The 20984-nt window shown below is 64.3% G+C and carries 29 protein-coding genes; 9 read left to right on the plus strand and 20 right to left on the minus strand.

Going from position 1 to position 20984, the window contains the following annotated elements:
- Window positions 1-11 precede the first annotated feature (11 nt).
- Window positions 12-1049 (minus strand): dihydroorotase, encoded by a 1038-nt coding sequence (gene pyrC / locus J2S32_RS04955; RefSeq protein ID WP_253517280.1) that lies wholly within the window; start codon window positions 1047-1049, stop codon window positions 12-14.
- A gap of 38 nt (window positions 1050-1087) precedes the next feature.
- Here pyrC and ygfZ point away from each other — a divergent pair, with 38 nt between their 5' ends.
- Entirely contained in the window at window positions 1088-1849 is a 762-nt protein-coding gene (ygfZ, locus tag J2S32_RS04960; RefSeq protein WP_253517283.1) for a CAF17-like 4Fe-4S cluster assembly/insertion protein YgfZ, read from the plus strand.
- On the opposite strand, the gene J2S32_RS04965 is transcribed toward ygfZ, so the two are convergent.
- A complete protein-coding gene (locus J2S32_RS04965; RefSeq protein ID WP_253517285.1) occupies window positions 1812-2411 on the minus strand; it encodes a TetR family transcriptional regulator in 600 nt (199 codons plus the stop codon). The genes ygfZ and J2S32_RS04965 overlap by 38 nt on opposite strands.
- Before the next feature lie 117 nt (window positions 2412-2528).
- Between J2S32_RS04965 and J2S32_RS04970 the strand changes: the two genes are divergently transcribed.
- On the plus strand, window positions 2529-3407 hold the full coding sequence (locus tag J2S32_RS04970; RefSeq protein ID WP_253517288.1) for a metal-dependent hydrolase: 879 nt from the start codon (window positions 2529-2531) through the stop codon (window positions 3405-3407).
- Between the two features lie 71 nt (window positions 3408-3478).
- On the opposite strand, the gene J2S32_RS04975 is transcribed toward J2S32_RS04970, so the two are convergent.
- The 3 genes from J2S32_RS04975 to rplU all read right to left on the minus strand — a co-directional run bounded on the left by J2S32_RS04975 (window position 3479) and on the right by rplU (window position 4966).
- On the minus strand, window positions 3479-4018 hold the full coding sequence (locus tag J2S32_RS04975; protein WP_253517290.1) for a GNAT family N-acetyltransferase: 540 nt from the start codon (window positions 4016-4018) through the stop codon (window positions 3479-3481).
- 207 nt (window positions 4019-4225) lie between these two features.
- A complete protein-coding gene (gene rpmA / locus J2S32_RS04980; protein WP_253517293.1) occupies window positions 4226-4495 on the minus strand; it encodes a 50S ribosomal protein L27 in 270 nt (89 codons plus the stop codon).
- A gap of 12 nt (window positions 4496-4507) precedes the next feature.
- A complete protein-coding gene (rplU, locus tag J2S32_RS04985; RefSeq protein ID WP_253517296.1) occupies window positions 4508-4966 on the minus strand; it encodes a 50S ribosomal protein L21 in 459 nt (152 codons plus the stop codon).
- A gap of 176 nt (window positions 4967-5142) precedes the next feature.
- Here rplU and J2S32_RS04990 point away from each other — a divergent pair, with 176 nt between their 5' ends.
- Window positions 5143-5673 carry a hypothetical protein gene (locus J2S32_RS04990; protein WP_253517298.1) on the plus strand — a complete coding sequence of 177 codons (531 nt, stop codon included), beginning with the start codon at window positions 5143-5145 and terminating at the stop codon, window positions 5671-5673.
- A 65-nt stretch (window positions 5674-5738) separates the two neighbouring features.
- Here the strand turns inward: J2S32_RS04990 and J2S32_RS04995 are convergent, their stop codons facing one another.
- The 8 genes from J2S32_RS04995 to J2S32_RS05030 form a co-directional block, all read right to left on the minus strand.
- Window positions 5739-6161 carry a hypothetical protein gene (locus J2S32_RS04995; RefSeq protein ID WP_253517300.1) on the minus strand — a complete coding sequence of 141 codons (423 nt, stop codon included), beginning with the start codon at window positions 6159-6161 and terminating at the stop codon, window positions 5739-5741.
- Window positions 6162-6235: 74 nt separating this feature from the next.
- The gene (locus J2S32_RS05000) at window positions 6236-6703 is read right to left on the minus strand and encodes a molybdenum cofactor biosynthesis protein MoaE (protein ID WP_253517302.1); all 468 of its coding nucleotides are present in this window, start codon (window positions 6701-6703) and stop codon (window positions 6236-6238) included.
- Complete coding sequence (locus tag J2S32_RS05005) at window positions 6696-6932, minus strand: MoaD/ThiS family protein (protein WP_367398971.1); 237 nt, start codon at window positions 6930-6932, stop codon at window positions 6696-6698. Before J2S32_RS05005 ends, J2S32_RS05000 begins: the two co-directional genes overlap by 8 nt.
- Before the next feature lie 9 nt (window positions 6933-6941).
- Window positions 6942-7241: a Rossmann fold domain-containing protein gene (locus J2S32_RS05010; RefSeq protein WP_253517306.1), complete on the minus strand. Its 300-nt coding sequence runs from the start codon at window positions 7239-7241 to the stop codon at window positions 6942-6944.
- Window positions 7238-7612 carry a dihydroneopterin aldolase gene (locus J2S32_RS05015; RefSeq protein ID WP_253517309.1) on the minus strand — a complete coding sequence of 125 codons (375 nt, stop codon included), beginning with the start codon at window positions 7610-7612 and terminating at the stop codon, window positions 7238-7240. The genes J2S32_RS05010 and J2S32_RS05015 overlap by 4 nt, the downstream gene beginning before the upstream one ends.
- 10 nt (window positions 7613-7622) lie before the next feature.
- Window positions 7623-8513, minus strand: a complete 891-nt coding sequence (locus tag J2S32_RS05020; RefSeq protein WP_253517311.1) for an RsmD family RNA methyltransferase — start codon at window positions 8511-8513, stop codon at window positions 7623-7625.
- Window positions 8513-9904, minus strand: coding sequence for a threonine synthase (gene thrC, locus J2S32_RS05025; protein WP_253517313.1), 1392 nt, complete (start codon window positions 9902-9904; stop codon window positions 8513-8515). Before thrC ends, J2S32_RS05020 begins: the two co-directional genes overlap by 1 nt.
- A 45-nt stretch (window positions 9905-9949) precedes the next feature.
- Window positions 9950-10312: an ArsR/SmtB family transcription factor gene (locus J2S32_RS05030; RefSeq protein WP_253517316.1), complete on the minus strand. Its 363-nt coding sequence runs from the start codon at window positions 10310-10312 to the stop codon at window positions 9950-9952.
- A 47-nt stretch (window positions 10313-10359) separates the two neighbouring features.
- Between J2S32_RS05030 and J2S32_RS05035 the strand changes: the two genes are divergently transcribed.
- A complete protein-coding gene (locus J2S32_RS05035) occupies window positions 10360-10839 on the plus strand; it encodes an SRPBCC family protein (protein WP_253517319.1) in 480 nt (159 codons plus the stop codon).
- Window positions 10840-10846: 7 nt separating this feature from the next.
- Here J2S32_RS05035 and J2S32_RS05040 read toward each other — a convergent pair whose 3' ends face one another.
- From J2S32_RS05040 to coxB, 7 genes are all read right to left on the minus strand, one after another.
- Window positions 10847-11413 (minus strand): SURF1 family cytochrome oxidase biogenesis protein, encoded by a 567-nt coding sequence (locus J2S32_RS05040; RefSeq protein ID WP_253517322.1) that lies wholly within the window; start codon window positions 11411-11413, stop codon window positions 10847-10849.
- A gap of 139 nt (window positions 11414-11552) precedes the next feature.
- Window positions 11553-12374, minus strand: coding sequence for a cytochrome c oxidase subunit 3 (locus J2S32_RS05045; RefSeq protein WP_253517325.1), 822 nt, complete (start codon window positions 12372-12374; stop codon window positions 11553-11555).
- A 66-nt stretch (window positions 12375-12440) separates the two neighbouring features.
- Window positions 12441-13013 carry a cytochrome c oxidase assembly protein gene (locus tag J2S32_RS05050; protein WP_253517327.1) on the minus strand — a complete coding sequence of 191 codons (573 nt, stop codon included), beginning with the start codon at window positions 13011-13013 and terminating at the stop codon, window positions 12441-12443.
- A gap of 124 nt (window positions 13014-13137) precedes the next feature.
- Window positions 13138-14055, minus strand: a complete 918-nt coding sequence (locus J2S32_RS05055) for a heme o synthase (RefSeq protein WP_253517328.1) — start codon at window positions 14053-14055, stop codon at window positions 13138-13140.
- A 23-nt stretch (window positions 14056-14078) separates the two neighbouring features.
- On the minus strand, window positions 14079-15038 hold the full coding sequence (locus tag J2S32_RS05060; protein WP_253517330.1) for an alpha/beta fold hydrolase: 960 nt from the start codon (window positions 15036-15038) through the stop codon (window positions 14079-14081).
- A gap of 91 nt (window positions 15039-15129) precedes the next feature.
- A complete protein-coding gene (ctaD, locus tag J2S32_RS05065; RefSeq protein ID WP_253517332.1) occupies window positions 15130-16845 on the minus strand; it encodes a cytochrome c oxidase subunit I in 1716 nt (571 codons plus the stop codon).
- 30 nt (window positions 16846-16875) lie between these two features.
- Window positions 16876-17916: a cytochrome c oxidase subunit II gene (gene coxB / locus J2S32_RS05070; RefSeq protein WP_253517334.1), complete on the minus strand. Its 1041-nt coding sequence runs from the start codon at window positions 17914-17916 to the stop codon at window positions 16876-16878.
- A 212-nt stretch (window positions 17917-18128) separates the two neighbouring features.
- On the opposite strand from coxB, the gene pyrE reads away from it, so the two are divergent.
- The 5 genes from pyrE to lepB are packed head-to-tail and all read left to right on the plus strand — an operon-like array spanning window position 18129 to window position 20969.
- Window positions 18129-18710 carry an orotate phosphoribosyltransferase gene (gene pyrE / locus J2S32_RS05075; protein ID WP_253517337.1) on the plus strand — a complete coding sequence of 194 codons (582 nt, stop codon included), beginning with the start codon at window positions 18129-18131 and terminating at the stop codon, window positions 18708-18710.
- Entirely contained in the window at window positions 18707-19447 is a 741-nt protein-coding gene (locus J2S32_RS05080) for a pyridoxine 5'-phosphate synthase (RefSeq protein WP_253517340.1), read from the plus strand. Before pyrE ends, J2S32_RS05080 begins: the two co-directional genes overlap by 4 nt.
- Window positions 19448-19696 (plus strand): hypothetical protein, encoded by a 249-nt coding sequence (locus J2S32_RS05085; protein ID WP_253517343.1) that lies wholly within the window; start codon window positions 19448-19450, stop codon window positions 19694-19696.
- Window positions 19693-20094 (plus strand): holo-ACP synthase, encoded by a 402-nt coding sequence (gene acpS / locus J2S32_RS05090; RefSeq protein WP_253517345.1) that lies wholly within the window; start codon window positions 19693-19695, stop codon window positions 20092-20094. Before J2S32_RS05085 ends, acpS begins: the two co-directional genes overlap by 4 nt.
- Window positions 20091-20969, plus strand: a complete 879-nt coding sequence (gene lepB, locus J2S32_RS05095) for a signal peptidase I (RefSeq protein ID WP_253517347.1) — start codon at window positions 20091-20093, stop codon at window positions 20967-20969. The genes acpS and lepB overlap by 4 nt, the downstream gene beginning before the upstream one ends.
- Window positions 20970-20984 lie beyond the last annotated feature (15 nt).

Below are 20984 nucleotides of genomic sequence, written 5' to 3' on the forward strand. Positions count from 1 at the left end.
GTCAGCGCCGATCAGGCTTGCAGGCGCCAGTCGAGTGTTTCGCCCGCATGGAACGGCACGATCCGGGCCTCACCGCCATCGACTTCCGCCGGCACTTCGACCGGCACCTTTTCCAGCGTGATCCGCTCTTCATTGGGCGCGAGACCGTAGAAGGCGGGACCGTTGAGGCTGGCGAAGGCTTCGAAATGCTCGAGCGCGCCTTCATCCTCGAACACCTGGACATAGCTTTCGAGCGCGAAGGGCGCGTTGAAAATACCCGCGCAGCCGCAGGCGGTTTCCTTGGTATGCCGGTGGTGCGGCGCGCTGTCGGTGCCGAGGAAATACTTGGCCGACCCGCTGGTCGCCGCGCCGCGCAGCGCCAGCCGGTGCTGTTCGCGCTTGGCCACCGGGAGGCAATAGAGATGCGGCCGAATACCGCCGACGAGGATGTCGTTGCGGTTGATCTGCAGGTGCTGCGGGGTGATCGTCGCCGCGACATTGGGACCCGCGCTTTCCACGAAGCCGACCGCCTGCATGGTGGTGATATGCTCGAAGATCACGCGCAGCGTAGGCAGCCGATCGACCAGCGGCTGCAGCACGCGGTCGATGAACACTGCCTCGCGGTCGAAGATGTCGATATCGGGCGTGGTCACTTCGCCGTGGACGCATAGCGGCATGCCGATATCGGCCATGCGTTCGAGCACGCCCATGATGTTGGCGACGTCGGTAACGCCGTGCGCGGAATTGGTGGTGGCACCGGCGGGATAGAGCTTGGCCGCGGTCAGCACGCCGTTGGCATGGCCTGCGGCGAGATCGTCCGCATCGCTTTCATCGGTCAGGTAAGCGGTCATCAGCGGAGTGAAATCCAGGCCCGCGGGCACTGCGGCTAGGATCCGGTCGCGATAGGCCGCGGCGAGCGCGGTGGTGGTCACCGGCGGCGCCAGATTGGGCATGACAATGGCGCGGGCGAACTGGCGCGCGGTCTGCGGGACCACGGCGCGCATGGTGTCACCATCGCGGAAATGTAGATGCCAGTCGTCGGGGCGGCGGATTGTCAACGATTCGACCATGTGGTTGCCTATGGCGTCGGGCGGCCTATCTGTCACCCATGACTGCTACCCGCCTGTTCGACCGCGCCGTAATCCGCCTGACGACCGAGGACCCGGAGGAAGACCTTGCCGGCTTCCTTCAGGGGCTCGTCACCAATGACGTTGCTGGCACGCTCCCCGCCTATGCGGGGCTGCTGACGCCGCAGGGCAAGATGCTGTTCGATTTCATCGTCTGGCCGGGCGCCCAGGGCGAGTTGCTGCTCGATTGCGAGGCCGATGCGGCGGACGATCTCGCCAAGCGGCTGTCGCTCTATCGTTTGCGCCGGAAGATCGAGATCGCGGTCGATCCCGAAGTCGCAGTGCACTGGCAGCGCGAGATGGGCGATGGCGGCGCGGCCGATCCGCGGCTGGGCGCGCTGGGCCAGCGCTGGCTCGCTCCCGCGAGCGAGAGCGATGAAGCGGCAGACACGGCGTGGCAGGCGCATCGCCTTGCGCTTGGCGTTCCCGAAGGCCGCGCGGAGCTGGGCGATATCCTGTGGCTTGAAACCAATGCGGTCGAACTCCACGGGGTCAGCTTTGGCAAGGGGTGCTATGTCGGGCAGGAAAACACCGCGCGGATGAACTGGCGCAGCAAAGTCAACCGGCGGCTGGTCGTAGTTCCGCTCGAACAGTCGGAGGAGAAACGCCGCAAGGCGGAATATCCCGACCTTGGCCTGGCAGTGGACCACCTGCGGGTGGCCGACATCAATCCTGAAATCGCACCCGACTGGATGCGGGGTGCGCTTAGCCCTGCGGAACCGTCGGATCAATCGAACGGGTAAGCATACGCTCGGCGCGGTCGCGCGCAGCGGTCTCCGGCAGGCCCAGCGACCGCGACAACGCCGTCCCGATCAAGGCATCGCCCATCGCCATAAGGACCAGCGCGAGCGTTTCCTCATGCACTTGCAGCGGGCCAGCGCCATGTCCCGCCTCTTCGGGGGCGATTTCGTCGACCAGTTGATGGATGGTCTCGACGATCGGCGTCAGCGCGTCTTCATTGCCGGTGAGGATCATCCAGCTGGCCAGCGCGCCCGCGCCTTCCTTGTCGAAGGCGTCGAAAGCGAGGTCGACCACTTCGCGCGGGCTGCCCAGCCCGGCGCGGCTGGCGCGGACCGCATCGATGATCGTGTTGCAGACCGTCCCCGCCAGATGTCCGGCAAGCGCCTTCTGCAGCCCCGCGGCCGAACCAAAATGATGCAGCAGATTGGCATGAGTACGCCCGATCCGCGCCCCGACCGCCTTTAGGGTGACCGATTGCGGGCCGGTTTCGATCAACAGCAGGCGGGCTGCCTCGAGCGCGGCGAGGCGCGATTCCTCGGGGCTAAGTCTTTTGCGTGTCGCCATATACCGCCTGCGTTAACCCATCGATCGGGCCGTGGGAAGCAGCTAGACCCCGTTATTGACAGTCCTGTAAGTAAGCGTTACTTACATCAATGTCAGTTAAATCTCGCGGAGCTACCCATGAACGCGCCCGTTTCGATCGATTCAGACTACCGTGCAACCGCGCCGACCCCGGCCGATCTCACCATCACCGTGCGCGACGAGCGCTTCAACCGCGGCACCAATCCGCGGCGCTGGTGGGCGGGCGAACCGTTCGGCACCGCCTGGCACAATGCGCTATCGGCCACTTTCCCGCGCGGCGAGGCGTTCTTCATCGAAGCGGTCAAGGCCCATCGCGAAGGCGCACCGCCCAAGCTCGATGCCGAGATCCGCGCTTTCGTGAAGCAGGAAATCAACCACACGCGCGAGCATATCGCCTTCAACCGGCTCGCCGAAGATGCCGGCTATGACATCAAGGCGATCGACGCCCGCGTGGCCGAACTGCTGGCGCTGACCAAGGATCGCCCGGCCATCGCCAATCTCGCGGTGACCATGGCGCTCGAGCATTACACCGCCATGATGGCAGCCGAATTCCTCGCGAATCCGGCGCACTTCAAGGATGCCGACCCCGAAGTCCGCGACATGTGGCGTTGGCATTCGGCGGAGGAAATCGAGCACAAGGGCGTTGCCTTCGACACCTGGAACCACGCGACCAGGGACTGGAAACCAAGCAAGCGCTGGCAGGTCCGCAGCCTCGTCATGCTCACCGTCACTGCGCGTTTCTTCAAGAACCGCTGGACCGATTCGCTCGCCCTGCTCGAACAGGACGGCATCACCGGCTGGAAGGCGAAGTGGGGCCTGTTCAAATACCTCACCGTCACCCCCGGCATCGTACGCCGCATCTTCCCCGCATGGCTCGCTTATTTCAAGCCGGGCTTCCACCCGTGGGACCATGACGACCGCGCGCTGATCAAGCTGTACGAAGGCGATTTCGAAGACGCCCTGATGCCCGCCGAATAGGCGCAGGCAGCCAATCGGGACGGGCTGGAAACAAGCAGGCCCCGCGAACGATCGCGGGGCCTTTTTCTTTGTCACGCCGCGATCGGCGCGACCCTCTCGCATTCGTCGAGGCACAGGCGATAGAGCGCACAGGACGCCTCCTCGCCGCGTCCCTTGCTGAACCGCGGCACCGCCCGCCCCGTGGGCACGAAGCCGAGCTTGCGCAGCACACGCCCCGATGCCGGATTGTCGAGGAAGTGCCCGGCGGTGATTTTGCGATGGCCGAGCAACCGCGCGATCTCGAGCACGCCGCGTGCCGCCTCGGTGGCATATCCCCGCCCCCAGAAAGGCCGTGCGATCCAGTAGCCGAGTTCCACCCCGTCTTCATGCTCGCCCAAGCCGACCGCTCCGATGACCCGCGAGCCCTTGCTACCGGGAAGCGTCATCAGGAAGGCGGGCATCCGCGGATCGGTTTCGAGAGTGACGAATTCACGCGCATGTTCGGGAAGATAGGGCCACGGCGCGCGCGCAAGATTGCGGACGATCGCTTCGTCGGCGATCCCGCCAAACAGCGCATCGGCATCTTCGGGCCAGGCAGGCCGCAACAGCAGCCTCTCGGTTACATGGAACATCGGTTATCTCCCCTGTGGTCCACGCTCCGGGCTCCTAGGCCGGACGCGTGACAATTGCGTGATGGCGAAAGAAAGTTTCGCCGCGAAATTGAAGAGGGAGAAACGACAAGAGGGAGACGGGTCGGCCCCATCTCCCTCTTCGGTTGCCGGATCATGGACCCGGCTGGGACCGTCCTGTCTGGACGATCCCGTTATCGGAGCGTCCTGTTATTCGGCGGCTTCGGCCATCATTTCGACCGAGACGAATTTGCGGTCGAGTTTGCCCTTGTGGAATCGCACAATACCGTCGGTAAGCGCGAACAGGGTGTGGTCCTTGCCCATGCCGACATTGGCGCCCGGATAGACGCGCGTGCCGCGCTGGCGCACGATGATGTTGCCGGCGACGACGTTCTCGCTGCCGAACTTCTTCACACCGAGGCGACGACCGGCCGAATCGCGACCGTTACGCGACGAACCGCCTGCTTTCTTATGTGCCATCGTCCGTGCTCCTTACTTCTTGTCTGCGGTCTTTTTGGCGGCGGCCTTCGCAGGCGCTGCCTTCTTGGCCGGAGCCTTCTTCTCGGCGGCTTCCTTCTTCGGAGCAGCCTGCTGGTCTGCAGCGTCGTCCTGCTTGGCCGCTTCCTTCTTCGGAGCTGCCTTCTTGGCCGAGCCGGTGCCGACATCGGTGATGCGCAGCAGCGTCATCTGCTGGCGATGACCGTTCTTGCGGCGATAGTTGTGACGGCGACGCTTCTTGAAGACGATCACCTTCTCGCTCTTGGCCTGCGCAATGATCTCCGCCGAAACGGTCACCTTGCCGGCATCCGAAAGCGTATCGCCTTCGCCTGCAAGCAGGATATCGCCCAGCGTGATGGTGTCGCCGGCTTCGCCAGCCAGCTTCTCAACCGCGATCTTGTCTCCGGCGGCAACCCGGTATTGTTTGCCGCCCGTGCGCACTACTGCGAACATGGTGGTTATCTCTCGTTCAAATTGCTGTGCCGTGATCTTGCGATTGCACGGCGCACCCGTCAGGCTGTCAGAGCCAGCCCCGGAAAGAAGCGTGCCGTTAAGCGATGGGTGGCCGCAAGTCAACGCCCGGTGCGAGGAAATTTGCATCCTCGCTGGCGCGCTGCGGCCCGCGTGATATGGAGACGGCGATGATCGACCGCAAGCATCTCGTCCTTCCGCTCACCGTATTCCTGCTGGCGGGCTGTGCCGCCGGCTCGGGTGATGGTTATCCCTCGCTCGCCGTGCGCGATGTCGAACGGGCAGAAGGCACCTTCGAACCTGTCCCCAGCCCGCGTCTCGATGTACCGCAAGTCCCGGTCGAATTGGCCGGCGGGCTCGATGCCCGGCTCTCCGCCCTGGTCGAACAGGCGCGGCAGGCGCACGCCGACTTTACCGGCGCCGTTCCCTCCGCCGAACGCCGGGTTCAGGCGGCATCGGGGAGCGCTATCGGCAGCGACAGTTGGGCAGCGGCGCAGGTCGCGCTGGCGGATCTCGATTCGGCACGCAGCATCGCTGCGATTGCGCTGGGCGATCTGGATATCCTCTACACCGCCGCCACGGTTCAGGCCGAGGATGCCACACCGATCGCCGCGGCACGCATGACGGTGATCGCGCTGGTGGCCGAAGAGGATGATGTTCTGGCGCGGCTGCGCGCGCAGGTCCGCTAGTCCCCGCACACAAGCAACGCGGAGCCGGTCACCCGGCCCCGCGCCTCTCCCCGGTATTCGATCGCTCAGACGAGCGCTGCGATCGTTACCGTGACTATGCCCCAGCAGAAGATCAGCGCCGGGAGGATCAGGACCTGCGCCATCGCGTCACGCGCCGTCACCCGGCCCGTATGCGTGGCGATGCCCTGGCTCGACAATTGCGCCCAGCTCATATTCCGGCCGCTATGCTCCGGCCCGATCCGCGTCCACAGCGCCGGGAGACCGAAGCCTGCAACGATGAACAGCGTGAAGATCGCCATCGGGATGATCAATCCCGGCGACGCGAAGCCGACCGCAGTAATCGCCAGAAAGCCGAGATAGAGCGCGACGGTCCCGACATAGAACCCCTTGGGCAGTTCGAAACTGCGGTCGGCCTCGTGCGCAACCTTGGGTGCGTCGCGGATGATGGCCTGTTCGGCAACGAGTTCACGGATCAGATGCTTGGACATGACGTGCTCCTTTGTTGGAGCCGTGATGCCGCCAGCCAAGCGTGCGGTCTTTGATCTGGATCAAGAACCGGCGATTAATTCCACCGCGCAAGGTCCGCGTGATCGCGCTCGCGCGGAGTGATCCAGTGCCAGCCGTCATCGCGCTTCTCGCGTTTCCAGAACCAGGCGGCGGATTTGAGATGGTCCATCAGGTAATCGGCCGCCTCGAACGCATCCCGTCGATGCCGCGCCGCAGCGGCGACCAGCACGATCGCCTCCCCCGGCCGCATCACCCCGATCCGGTGCCAGGCGAGCACGCCGCCCAGACCGAAGCGCGCCTGCGCCGATTGCGCCAGCGCCGCCATGCCCGAATGCGTCAGCGGTTCGTAATGCGTCAGTTCGAGCGCCCTCACACCGCCATCGGGCCGGACCTTGCCGAGGAAGGAAACGATCCCGCCCGCCTGCTCATGCGCGGCATTGAACGCCGCCAGCGCTTCGCCGACCGACAGCCCCTTGTCGAGCAGCCGGACGTCGAGCGGGGTTGCGAGCGTAAGCCTAGCCACCGCTCACCGGGGGAAGCAGCGCGACTTCATCCCCGTCGCGCGCGTCGAGCGCGGTCTTGTCGGCCAGCACCTTGCCGCCGCATGCCACATGCACGCGCGCGTCATCCAATTGCGCGGCGATCTCGGGACCGGCTGCGGCAAGCAATCCTGCCCAATCGAGTGGAGCGGCCACCTCACGCTCCTGCGTACCGGCGAGGTCGGACAACGGACCCAGGAAGAGAATGCGCACGCTCACGGCTCAGGTCTCCAGATACTGCCCGGTAATCCCCGGTGCTCCGGCAAGATAGGCGGCGGTCGCGTCGACTGCCGGACCCTCGCCTGCAACGATGTTGATCCGGCGCGGCGTATGCTTTCGGGCGAGCCCGGCTGCAATCGCCAGCCGCCATTCGCGATGCGTGTGATCGGCGGCAGGCAGCGCCAGAAGCACATCTTCGCCCGTTCGCAGGATTTGCTCGACATGCGCCAGCCAATGCTGGTGGAAGACTCCCGCCGCAGCCAGCGGGTCGTCGGGCAGCCCGTCGACCGTGATGCGCTTCATTCACGCCGCTCGCGGTGAAGCGTGATGCCGATCTTCTCGCCCGCCTCGGCAATCGCCAGCTTGACGATTTTGACCGTCACTGCGGTGATGCGCGCATCCTGCAGGAACAGCGTTTCGCAGACGTGGTCGGCGACCGCCTCGATCAGCTTGAAATGCACGCCTTCGGGCAGCGCCTCGGAAGCGGCGAACTTCAGATCCATGTAGTTCTTCGAATGCTCGAGCGAGGTATCGGGCTCGTAGCGATGCAGCGGCTTCATCCGCGCCTGGATCGTGAACCGCAGCGGCTGCGGCCGGCCGGTTTCTTCGGAATAGATGCCGGTAAGCACATCGTGCTCGAAATCGGCCACTTCGAGGATCAGCGAATCGTCCATGGCCAGCGTCCTAGCGCGGATTTGACCAGCGCGCGAAGATCGCGGTTGGAAGGAGCCGGCCATCGTCCTGTTCCTGCACCGCGAGGTCGCCATGTTCTATCGTGCCAGGCAGGTCGGTAAACAACTCTTGCAGCAGCCCCGCCAGCGCAAGGCTGCTCATGCGTACGGCGTAGACGGTGAGAAACAGGAACCGGCTGTCGCCATCGAGCAACTGGCGGCAATCGGAAACCAGCTCCGGCAGGCCGTCCTCGAGCCGCCACACCTCGCCATCGGGACCGCGCCCGAACTTCGGCGGATCGAGGATGATCCCGTCATAGCGCCGTTCGCGCCGCACCTCGCGCGCGGCATATTTCATCGCGTCCTCGACCAGCCAGCGAATCGGGCGATCATCCAGACCCGCCATGGCGGCATTCTCGCGCGCCTGGGCCACCGCCTTCTTGCTCGCATCGACATGCGTGACGCGCCCGAACCGGCTTAACGCCTGCGTTCCGACACCGGTGTAGCCGAACAGGTTCATCGTCTCGGCATCGCGGGCATCGCCGAGTTGCCGGCCCATCCACTCCCACACCGGGGCCATGTCGGGGAAGAAGCCGAGATGGCGGAACGGCGTGCATTGGGCCGTGAAACGCGCTTCGTCGCCCCAGCCCAGTGTCCAGCCATCCTGCGGGACGTCCTGTGCGAACTGCCAGCGCCCGCCGCCATCTTCATCGCTGCCGGGGACGAATTCGCCATGCGCATCCCATTCGGACAGGCGCGGGGACCACATTGCCTGCGGTTCGGGGCGAATGAAACGATAGGCGCCGTATTGCTCGAATTTGCGTCCATGGCCGCTGTCGAGTAGGCGATAGGCGTCCCAGCCCTCGCCCACCATCAGCACCGGATCGCGAACCAGTTCGGCCATCAGGCCGCGTGCTCGACGATATGGTCGCGGACCGCCTCATAGGTGCCGGGCAATTCGATATAGGCTTCTTCGCGTGCGAACAGGTCGCCGACCCGCGTCGGCAGCGCAGGCCGGTTGCCGGTGGCGCGTTCGACCGCGTCGGGGAACTTCGCCGGATGCGCGGTGGCGAGCGTCACCACGGGAGTATCGCCAGCCAGTTCGGCGTGGCGCGCCGCGTGGAGACCGATCGCGGTGTGCGGGTCGACGATCTCGGTGCATTCCTCGCTCGCCCAGCGCATCGCGCGCGCCATGTCATCCTCGTCCGCGCGCATGCTGGTGAACAGCGCGGCGGCGCCTTCGCGCTGCGCATTGGTCAGACGCATCGCGCGTGCTTTCTCGAACGCGTGCATCTGTTCGGCCATGGCTCCCCCGTCGCGTCCGCCGACGTCGAACAGCAGCCGTTCGAAATTGGAGCTGACCTGGATATCCATGCTCGGCGCAGCGGTCGGGGTCACAGTGCCGGTTGAATAATCGCCCGCGCTCAGCGCGCGGTGGAGGATGTCATTGACGTTGGTGGCGACGAGCAGTCTCTTGATCGGCAGCCCCATTCGCGCCGCGACATGGCCCGCGAAGACATCGCCGAAATTGCCCGTCGGGACGCTGAACGCCACCTTGCGCTCGGGCCCGCCCAATTGCAGCGCGGCGGCGAAATAATAGACCACCTGCGCCATCAGCCGCGCCCAGTTGATCGAATTGACCGCGCCGATCCGGTGCTTGTCGGTGACGTCCTTGTCGGCGAAGATGCGCTTCACCATCGCCTGCGCATCGTCGAAGCTGCCGTCGATCGCGATATTATGGACGTTGGGCGCACGCACGGTGGTCATCTGGCGGCGCTGGACGTCGCTGACGCGCCCCTTGGGGTGGAGCATGAATATCTCGACCCGGTCGAGCCCGGCCACTGCATCGATCGCCGCGCTGCCCGTATCGCCGCTGGTGGCGCCGACGATGGTCAACGTGCCGCCGTCCCGCGCAAGGAATTCCTCGAACAAGAGGCCGAGCAATTGCAGCGCCACGTCCTTGAAGGCGAGCGTGGGGCCGTGAAACAGTTCAAGCAGCCATTGTCGCTCGTCGAGCTGGGTTAGCGGGGTCACTGCCGCATGGGCAAACCGGCCATAGGCCTTTGCAGTAAGCTCGCGCAGCCGTTCGGGCGTCAGACAATCGCCGACAAAAGGCTGCATCACGCGCGCGGCGAGTTCGGCATAGGGCAGGCCGCGCATCGCGGCGATTTCTTCCTGCGTGAACTGCGGCCACTGTGCCGGGACATAGAGCCCGCCATCGCTGGCCAGGCCGGCGAGCGTGACGCCGGCGAAATCGAGCGACGGAGCGCTGCCGCGGGTGGAAACGTATTTCATCGGTTGGGCGGTTAGCGGGGCATGCGAAGGCGGGCAAGCAAGCGGTCATTCGCCAGTCGTGATTTCCGCTTTGTCTTCGAGCGCCGACTTCAGCTGCAGCAGGCCTTCCGCCGCGCGCTCGGCATGGGGGCCGATCCAGCGGGCGTGCAGCACCTGGATGGGCATGGCATCGAGATGGTTGAAGCGCTCGCGCCCCTTGCGCACGGGCACCACCAGCCCCGCCTCCTCCAGCACCCGTAAATGCATCATCACGGTGGTGCGATCGAGTTCGGAGAAGCAGCTGGCGAGCTGGCCGGTGGTGAGCGGACGGACCTTCAACTCATCGCAGATCGCACGGCGAATGCGGTTGGCAAGCGCCTTGAACACGCGGTCGAGATCGTCGTCGGGAGTTCTGTTCTCGTTTGACATGTTAGTTTTTTATAACATAATGGACCGCGACTCAAGGGAGAAGCTCGATGGAAATCAATTTTCGTGTCTCCGGCCGCATCGCCAAGCCGGTCGAGGAAGTGTTCGAAGCGGTCGCGGATCCGGCGCAGCTATCGCAATATTTCACCACTGGCGGCGCCAGGGGACGCCTCGAAACCGGGGCCACGGTGATGTGGGATTTCCATGATTTCCCCGGCGCCTTCCCGGTCGAGGTGATCGAAGTCGTCCCCAACAAGAAGATCGTGCTCGAATGGCCCGGGCACGAAGCCGAGAGCGGCGAGATCGGCGCCAAGGGCCGAGATGGCGACTATCGCACCACCGTCACCATGCTGTTCAAGCCGACGGACGATGGCCGCACGCTGGTCGAGATCGTCGAGGAAGGCTGGCACGAGACCGCCGAAGCGCTACGCGGGTCCTATATGAATTGCGAGGGCTGGACCGGGGTGATCCTCGCGCTCAAGGCGTGGGTAGAGCACGGCATCAACCTGCGCCAAGGGCTCTACAAATAGGTCAGCCCTACTTGCGCAGACGTGCCCTCAGCGCGAGCACGTAGATCACCAGCGCGGTGAGCGCGAAAAAGAACCACTGCCCGGCATAGGCAAGGTGATTGTTGGGCAGATTGGCAGGATCGGGGCGGGCGAGCGTTTCGAGACCGCCCTGCCCCTCGTCCGCGACCAGCTTCACCGTGTCGCCCTGGGGAGCGATCAATCCGCCGACGACGCCGCCATCCCACGAGGGTGGCTGCGGCTCGCGCGACCAGCCGATCGCGATATCGACCGCGCGTTCGCCTTCGTTCGCGCAGCGGGCGATGTGTGCCCATCCCGGCGCATTCAAGCGCGAGCGACCCGCGACGCTATCTATCGCGCGAACGTCGCTGCACTCGACCGTGGTGTGCCGGAACAGGCTGGCTTCGTACTCGCCTGGCGATGGCCAATCGACATCGGCCGAATTTCCCAACGCCGTTTCGTAGCGCGCGATCAGCGCTTCCTTCTCGTTCATCCGGCCAAGCTGCCAGACGCCCAGCGCGACCATCGTGGCGATCGCGGCAGCGACTATGACGGTCGGAACGATCGGAAAACGCATTACAGATTCCAACTCTTTGTCTCGCGCGCATCGCTTGTAGGCGCCATCGTCCCAGCGCCCACTCGCGGGCATAAACCGAGAAGGGCAGCCTCGGCGGTGCCGGGCTGCCCTTCGCGTTGTTCGAGCCTGTCGGCAGCCATCAGTGGACGGCGGCGCCCCAGCCACCCCAGACATAGACGGTGATGAACAGGAACAGCCACACCACGTCGACGAAGTGCCAGTACCACGCTGCCGCTTCGAAGCCGAAGTGCTGGCGCGGGGTGAAGTGGCCGAGATAGGTGCGGCGCAGGCAGACGATCAGGAAGATCGTGCCCACGAGCACGTGGAAGCCGTGGAAGCCGGTCGCCATGTAGAAGGCCGAGCTGTAGGTGTTCCCGCCGAAGGCGAACGGCGCATGGGCATATTCATACGCCTGGATGGCAGTGAAGATCGCCCCGAGGATGATGGTCAGCCACAGCCCCTTCTTGAGCCCGTCGCGGTCGCCGTGGATCAGCGAATGGTGTGCCCAGGTCACCGTGGTACCCGAACACAGCAGGATCAGCGTGTTGAGCAGCGGAAGGCTGAAGGGGTCGATGACCGCCTCGATCGCCGCGGGCGGGAAGACCCCGCCGACCACATCGGACAGTTCGCTTGGGAACAGCGCAAAATCGAACCAGCTCCAGAACCAGCCCACGAAGAACATCACTTCCGACGCGATGAACAGGATCATCCCGTAGCGCATGTGCAGCTGGACGATCGGCGTGTGGTCGCCGCGCTCGGCTTCCTTCACGATGTTCGAGAACCACGCATAGAACGTCGCGATCAGGCCGGCGATGCCGAGGCCGAGCACGAGATGCGCGCTCCCCATTTCGTGCATGTACAGGACCATGCCGCTGGTGAAGGTGAGCGCCGAAAGCGAGCCGATCAGCGGCCAGATATCGGGTTCGAGGATGTGATATTCGTGATTGACGTTACCGGCCATTGTACTCGCGTCCTGGGTTTCGCTTTGCGGGTGCCCTTAATGCGCCATCGCGCGCGGGTCTAGGGGCTACTCGGCAGAATCCAGCGCCCGGTGGAAAGTATAGGAGAGCGTGATCTGCTCCACCCCGTCCATGTTGGGATCGTCGAGCGCCTTGGGATCGATATAATAGAGCACCGGCATGCGCACTTCCTGCCCCGGCTGCAGGACCTGCTCGGTGAAGCAGAAGCACTGGATCTTGTTGAAATAGGCCCCGGCCTGCTCGGGCTCGACATTGAAGGTGGCGGTGCCGGTGATCGTCTGGTTCGAATTGTTCTTGGCCAGATAGATCGCCATGTCGCGCTGCCCGATGGTGACGGTATCGGTCACCTGCTCGGGGCGGAAGCTCCACGGGACGTCGCCCGCCGTGGTCCCGTCGAAGCGCACCGAAATGGTCTTGCCGCCTGCGCTTGCACCAAGCCGCTGGGCGATGTCCGCCTCGCTTTCGGTGGCGCGCTGGGTCGTACCGCCGAAACCGGTCACCTGGCAGAACAGCTGGTACAGCGGCACCGCCGCATAGCCCAGACCGAGCATCGCCAGAGCGCCGCCAAAAGCCAGCAGCGCGGTGCGGTTCTTGCGGGTTTCGAGAGTTGCGGTGGTCATGGCGTGGCTCACATCCGGGCGATGGTAATCACATAGAACAGCACGGCGAAGAACAGCAGGATGCCGCCCAACACGAGGTTGCGGCTCTTTTGCCGCCGCTTGAATTCGATTTCTTCTTCGGGGGTCATGCGATCCATCCCTGATAAGCCAGCACCCGGTCCGCCACCAGCGCGGCGAACAGGGCGAAAAGGTAGATGATGCTGAAAGCGAACAGGCGCTTTTCGGGCTTCATCGTGTCGTTGGCTCCAGTCTGCCGGAAAGCGACCGGGACCGAAAGCGCAAGGAAAGCAAGCGATAGCGCAAGCGAAGCAACACCGTAAACGAAGCTCGTCCCGCCGATGAACCACGGCGCGGCGGCGATCGGCACGAGCAGCGCGGCATAGATCAGGATCTGGCGGCGGGTCGAGGTTTCGCCCTTGACCACCGGCATCATCGGAATGCCGACATTGGCGTAATCGGTCTTCACGAACAGCGCGAGCGCCCAGAAATGCGGCGGGGTCCACATGAAGATGATCGCGAACAGCAGCACCGGCATCAGCGTGATTTCGCCGGTTACCGCGACCCATCCGATCAGCGGCGGAAAGGCCCCCGCCCCGCCGCCGATAACGATGTTCTGCGGCGTGCGCGGCTTGAGCCAGATGGTATAGATGACCGCGTAATAGAAGATCGACAGCGCGAGGATCGCAGCCGCGAGCCAGTTCACCGCAAGCCCCATGATCATCACCGAAGTGGCCGAGATCAACACGCCGAAATCGCGCGCATCGGTGCGGTTCATCCGCCCCGCGGGAAGCGGGCGTGCAGCCGTGCGCTTCATCCCCGCATCGATATCGGCTTCCCACCACTGGTTGAGCGCCGCCGCCCCGCCCGCGCCCAGCGCGATGCACAGGATGGCGCTGAAGCCGAGGACGGGATTGATATGGCCCGGCGCGGCGAGCAGGCCGCACAGGCCGGTGAAGATCACCAAGCTCATCACGCGCGGCTTGGTCAGCGCAAAGAAATCGCGCCATTCCGCGGGGAGGTGTGTGGGAACTGTCTGGGTCATGGAATCGGGCGGCATATAGGGCGTCAAAGGCGCTTTAGCCAGTCAATCAGGATCGAATTGACTGCATCGGGCCGCTCCTGCTGGGTCCAGTGCCCGACGCCGTCGAGAATATGCCCTTCGGCGCGCGGCGCAAACATCTTCACCAGAGCCACCGGGTCCTCGATCGCACCGAACAGGAAGGTGGCGGGATCGCGCGTGCCGCCGATGAACAATGCGGGCTGTTCGATGCGCTTGCCCGCCCAGCCCTGCAACCATGCGTAATCGACCTCGTGATTGCGGTATCGGTTGAGCGGGCCGCGAAAGCCCGAGGCAGCGAACTCCGCCTCATAGAAATCTAGATCGTCTTCGGTCAGCCAGGCGACCGGTGCAGGATCAGGGAGTCCTTCGAGGAAGGTCGCGCCCAGCGGCTTATCCCAATAGTCGCCCGGCGGGACATCGCCACTGATCGAATACATCATCCGCTGGACGAAATCGCGCGGGTCCTTCTCTGCCTCCGCCTCGGCGATACCGGGCTCCTGGAAATACTCCTGGTAAAAGAAGCGGCCCTGGCTGGTGAAGTGTTCGCGGAAGACCTCGGTAAAGGGACGGCTCGGCACCCCGGCGAAGGGCACCGACAGACCGGCAACGGCGCGGAAATGCTCGGGGTGCGTCAGCGCGGAATTCCACACGATCGGCGCGCCCCAGTCATGGCCGATAAGCACGGCGGGCGCATCGGGCGACAGCGCCTGCCGCAGTCCGACGAGGTCGCTGACGATGTGCTCCATCGCATAGGCATCGACCGGCTCCGGCTTGTCCGACCCGCCATAGCCGCGGACATCGATTGCGCAGGCGGTAAAGCCCGCTTGCGCGATCGGACCGATCTGGTGACGCCAGCTGTACCAGCTTTCGGGGAAGCCGTGGACCATGATCGCCAGCGGCCCCTCACCCTCGACGGCGCAGCGCAGGCTGACCGCCCCCGTATCGATGGCACGCATTTCGAGCATGGCACTCCCCCCGTGCAGATATCCGGCAGACAAAAGAAAACGGCCGACCCACCATGGGACCGACCGTTTGCTTGTGTCCAGTGCTTCGCGCCTAGCTCGCGGCGGGCGCAGCCTTGCTCATGTGATCGTGAGCGGTGTGATGATCCTCGATCACCGGCAGCGTCTCGAACTGGTGGAACGGCGGCGGGCTCGACAGCGTCCATTCGAGCGTCGTCGCGCCTTCGCCCCACGGATTGTCCGCCGCCTTCTTGCCCGCCACGAAGGCGTAGACGATGTTGACGAAGAAGAAGATCATCGAGCCGGCCATGATCACATAGCCGATCGAGCTGATCTCGTTCCAATAGGCATAGGCATCGGCATAGTCGGGGTAGCGGCGCGGCATGCCCTGCAGACCGAGGAAGTGCTGCGGGAAGAAGATCACGTTCACGCCGATGAAGAAGCCCCAGAAGTGCAGGTGGCTGAGGAGCTCGGAGTGCATCCGTCCGCTCATCTTCGGGAACCAGTAATAGAACCCGGCGAAGAGCGAGAACACCGCACCCATCGACAGCACGTAGTGGAAGTGCGCGACCACGAAATAGGTGTCGTGGACCACGTCGTCGATGCCGCCGTTGGCGAGATAGACGCCGGTAACGCCGCCGACCGTGAACAGGAAGATCATGCCGATCGCCCATACCATCGGGGATTTGAACTCGATCGAGCCGCCCCACATCGTCGCAATCCAGCTGAAGATCTTCACCCCGGTGGGGACCGCGATGACCATGGTCGCCGCAGTGAAATACATCTTCGTGTTCACGTCGAGACCGACGGTGTACATGTGGTGCGCCCACACGACGAAGCCGACCACGCCGATCGCGACCATGGCATAGGCCATGCCGAGATAGCCGAACACCGGCTTGCGGCTGAAGGTCGAGACGATCTGCGAGATCATGCCGAAGCCCGGCAGGATCATGATGTAGACTTCGGGGTGACCGAAGAACCAGAACAGGTGCTGGTAGAGGATCGGATCGCCGCCGCCGGCGGGATCGAAGAAGGTCGTCCCGAAGTTACGGTCGGTGATCAGCATGGTGATCGCGGCGGCCAGAACCGGCAGCGCGAGCAGCAGCAGGAAGGCGGTGACCAGCACCGACCACACGAACAGCGGCATCTTGTGCAAGGTCATGCCCGGCGCACGCATGTTGAAGATGGTGGTAATGAAGTTGGTCGCGCCGAGGATCGAACCGGCACCGGCAAGATGCAGCGAGAAGATCGCGAAATCGACTGCCGGGCCCTGGCTGCCGGTGGTCGAGAGCGGCGCATAGACGGTCCAGCCCACGCCTGCACCCGGACCCGTGCCGCCCGGCACGAAGAGCGAGAACAGCAGCGACATGAAGCCCGCCACCGTCAGCCAGAAGCTGACGTTGTTCATGCGCGGGAACGCCATGTCGGGCGCGCCGATCATCAGCGGGACGAACCAGTTGCCGAAGCCGCCGATCATTGCCGGCATGACCATGAAGAAGACCATGATCAGGCCGTGGGCGGTGATGAACACGTTCCACATATGCAGCGAGGTGTCGAAATCGGCGTTGCCGCCCATGAACTGCGCCCACCACTGCAGGTACTGGATGCCGGGTTCGGCCAGTTCCAGACGCATGATGCCCGAAATCGCGCCACCGACGATGCCCGCGATGATCGCGAAGATCAGGTAGAGCGTACCGATGTCCTTGTGGTTGGTGGACATGAACCACCGCGCGAAGAAACCGGGCGTATGATGATCATCATGCGCGTGGTCTTCGGTGTGGGCCTGGAAGCTGTCGGCGGTGGTAGCCATCGTGCTATACTCTCGAGCTAATCGTAAATCTTAAGCGGTCGGGGCGGCGCCGGCACCGGGTGCACCGGGGACCGAGCTTTCGGGTTCCTGCAGCGGCGCGACCGAAGCCGCGGCGTCTGCGGCACCGGCGACGGTGCCGCCCTGCGCCAGAACCCAGGCATTGTACTGCGCCATCGGGAGTGCTTCGATCGCAATCGGCATATAGCCGTGACGCGCGCCGCACAGTTCCGAACACTGGCCGTAATAGACGCCCGGCTCTTCGATCAGCAGCAGCTTCTCGTTGAGACGGCCCGGAACGGCATCGAGCTTGAACCACAGGCTCGGCACCGCGAAGGAGTGGATCACGTCGGCGGCAGTGGTCTGCAGACGGATCGGCACGCCGGCGGGGACGACCATGCGGTTATCGACTGCCAGCTGGTGCGGTTCACCGCTCGCTTCGGCCTCTTCCTCGGTCAGCATGTTCGAAACGACTTCGAAATCGCCATTGTCGGGATAGGCATAGCCCCAGTACCACTGGTAGCCGATCGCCTTGATGGTGATCGCATCCTTGGGGGGCGTCTTGTACTGCGCGCTCAGCAGGCCGATCGACGGCACGGCGATGCCAAGCAGGATCAGCGCCGGAACGACCGTCCAGATCACTTCGATCAGCGTGTTGTGGCTGGTCTTCGACGGCACCGGATTGGCGCGCTTGTTGAAGCGCACGATGACATAGAGGAACAGCAGCAGGACGAAGATGCTGATGATCGCCATGATCCATACCAGGGCGATGTGCAGCCCGTTGGCCTGCTTGCCGATCGGCGAGAACTGCGACTGCACGTCGATCGCGCCCGCGACCGGCATGCCTTTGCCTTCGGTCGGCTTCATCGGCGTGTAGGCGCTTGCGCCGGCAGCCACATCTTCGCTCGACGCGTCGGCGGCAACCGCCGGGTCGAGCGTATCAAGCTGTTCGGTCGCCGCGGATTCGGCGGCGTCCTGCGCCGCCGCGCCCTGCGCGCCGAAAGCCAGCATCGCCGCCATCGCCAGGCTGGCGACAATCCGGTGGAACCCGTGGAGGGAGCCGAAGTTCTTCATCGTCGTGGCACTCTTTCGTGTCGTGTCTCGTTCGGGGCCTGTGGCTGGGACAAATCCCGCGCTGCGTGGCGGGACGCGCCCCATGCAAGGGCCCGATTGCGCCCGCCCTATAGGCAGGGTTTGCGTATGCCTCAAGCGGCTGGCCGATAAAAATGTGCAAGCGCCTTTGCCTCTTGCGCAATCGCGCGCGAGACGCTTTGGACCACAGCATCATGACCGATGAAGAAATCCTCCACGAGTTCCGGGCCAGCGAAGCGCTGCTCGAGGGCCATTTCAAGCTGTCCAGCGGGCGTCACAGCGGACACTACCTGCAATGCGCGCGCGTGCTGATGAACCCCGACCGCGCCGGACGGCTGGCCTTTGCGCTCGCCCAGAAGATCCCGCGCGATATTCGCAGCCGGATCGATGTGGTGGTCAGCCCCGCGATGGGCGGGATCATCATCGGTCAGGAAATGGGCCGCGCGCTGGGCAAGGACGCGATGTTCCTCGAACGCCCCGAGGGCGAGTTCCACCTGCGCCGCGGCTTCCGGCTCGAGCCCGGCACCAAGGTGCTGATGGTCGAGGATGTGGTCACCACCGGGCTCTCCAGCCGTGAAGCGATCGCAGCGGTTGCGCGTGAGGGCGGCGAAGTGATCGCCGAGGTCGCGCTGGTCGATCGCAGCAATGGCGCCGCAGATCTCGGCGTACCCTTCTTCCCGCTCGTCGATATCAATTTCCCGACCTATGCCGAAGGCGAAGTGCCCGCCGAACTGGCAGCGATCGGGGTGACCAAGCCGGGTAGCCGCGCAGCGTGAATGCTCCCTTGCGTCTCGGGGTCAATATCGACCACGTCGCCACCATCCGCAATGCGCGCGGCGGCGATCATCCGGACCCGGTGCGCGCGGCGGAAATCGTCGCGGCGGTGGGCGGCGACGGGATCACCGCACATCTGCGCGAGGACCGGCGGCATATCCGCGATGACGATCTCGAACGGATACAGAAGGCGACCGATCTCCCGCTCAACCTAGAGATGGCAGGCACGGAAGAAATGCTGGCGATCGCACTTGCGCACAAGCCGCATGCCGCCTGCATCGTTCCCGAGAAACGCGAAGAGCGCACCACCGAAGGCGGGCTCGATGCTGCGGGATTGCACAACCAGCTCGCCCCGATTGTTGGGAAGCTCGCGGACAACGGCATCCGCGTCTCGCTGTTCATCGAGGCGAACGAGCGCCAGCTTGAAGCGGCGCAGCGCTTGCGCGCGCCCGTGGTCGAATTCCACACCGGCGAATATGCGCATGCGGGTCTCGACGGCGATCACGACCGCGAAGCGCGCGAGCTTGAGCGGATTGCGGCCATGTCCCGGCTGGCGCGCGAGATGGGGATCGAGCCGCATGCCGGGCACGGCCTGACCTATGAGAACGTGAAGCCGGTTGCCGCCATCCGCGAACTCGCCGAACTCAACATCGGGCATTATCTTGTTGGCGAAGCGGTTTTCGTCGGGCTGGAGACCGCCGTGCGCCGGATGCGCGACCTGATGGACGAGGCGCGCTAGGTGTCGCCCGACAATGCCTTGAATATCTGGCGGTCGATCCGGACCACCTTCGTCCTCTTCCTGGTCGTGGTTCCGCTCGTCATCCTCGCGAATCTGCACGGCGATGACAGCGCGGGACCCAGCTGGGACGAACTCGCGCTGCCGGCAGTAGGGTTGGTCCTGGTCGCAGGGCTTTTCGCTGAAGTCGGCCGGCGCCTGATCAACCACTTCGCCGGCACACCGATCTGTACCTGGACACCCCGAGCATGATCATCGGCCTTGGCTCCGACCTGTGCAATATCGAGCGCATCCAGAATTCGCTCGACCGGTTCGGTGAACGCTTCGAGCAGCGCGTCTTCACCGAGATCGAGCGCGCCAAGGCCCGCCGCCGCCCCTTCACCATCGCGGGCACTTACGCCAAGCGCTTCGCCGCCAAGGAGGCATTCTCCAAGGCGGTCGGTACAGGGTTTCGCCGCGGCGTGTTCATGAAGGATATCGGGGTGGTCAATGCGCAGTCGGGCGCACCCACGCTGGCGCTGACCGGGGGCGCGGCGATCGTGCTTGCGGAAATGGTGCCGCACGGCCATGAGACGCGCATTCATCTCACCCTCACCGACGACCATCCATGGGCACAGGCCTACGTCATCATCGAGGCCCTACCCAAGTGACCACCGGCGCTACGGCAGTGAACAAGACATCCGACAAGAAATCCGACGACAGGATCGACTGGATCGCGGAAATTCGCGGGCTTGCGCTGATGCTGCTGGCGGTGTTCGCCTTTCACAGCTTCATCGCCAAGCCGTTCTATATTCCGTCGGAATCGATGATGCCCAATCTGCTGGTGGGTGACCGGCTGGTGGTCAGCAAATATCCCTATGGCTGGAACTGGAGCTCGATCAGCTTCCACCTCGCCCCGCGCGGCGACTGGCGGATTGCCGGATCGACGCCCGAATATGGCGACATCGTCATCCCGGTGCACCCCGAGCGCGACGAGGATTACATCAAGCGGGTGGTCGCGCTGCCGGGTGACAGGATCGCGGTGCAGAACGGCCGCATCATCCTCAATGGCGCGCCGGTCGAACAGAAGGTCGAGCCTGCCATCGCGCTGCCGCTCGATGCCAATTCGCGCTGCGATGGCTTCGGCTTCGACGATTTCCGCGCGGAGAACGCCGCCGGCACGCCCGTCTGCCGCGTACCAGTGATGCGCGAGACGCTGCCCAATGGGGCGACCTATCTGGTGATCGACCACCAGACCCAGGAACTCGACAATTTCGCCGAAATCACGGTGCCGGACGATCACGTTTTCGTGATGGGTGACAATCGCGACCATTCGGCCGACAGTCGCGAGCTCAACCATTCGCGCGGCCTGCTCGGCCCGATCCCGCTCGAAAACATCGGCGGGCGCGCCGAATTCATCACCTTCTCGCTCGACGGCACCACCTCGCTCAATCCGGTGAGCTGGTGGACAAGCCTGCGCGAAGGCCGCGCCTGGTCGACCCTGCGTCCCGCCATTGCGGAACGAAAAGCCGCTTCCGAGCGCTAGGTTCCTGAAACGAAG

Source organism: Qipengyuania citrea (genome assembly GCF_024171405.1).
In the GTDB taxonomy this organism is placed as follows: Bacteria; Pseudomonadota; Alphaproteobacteria; order Sphingomonadales; family Sphingomonadaceae; genus Qipengyuania; species Qipengyuania profunda.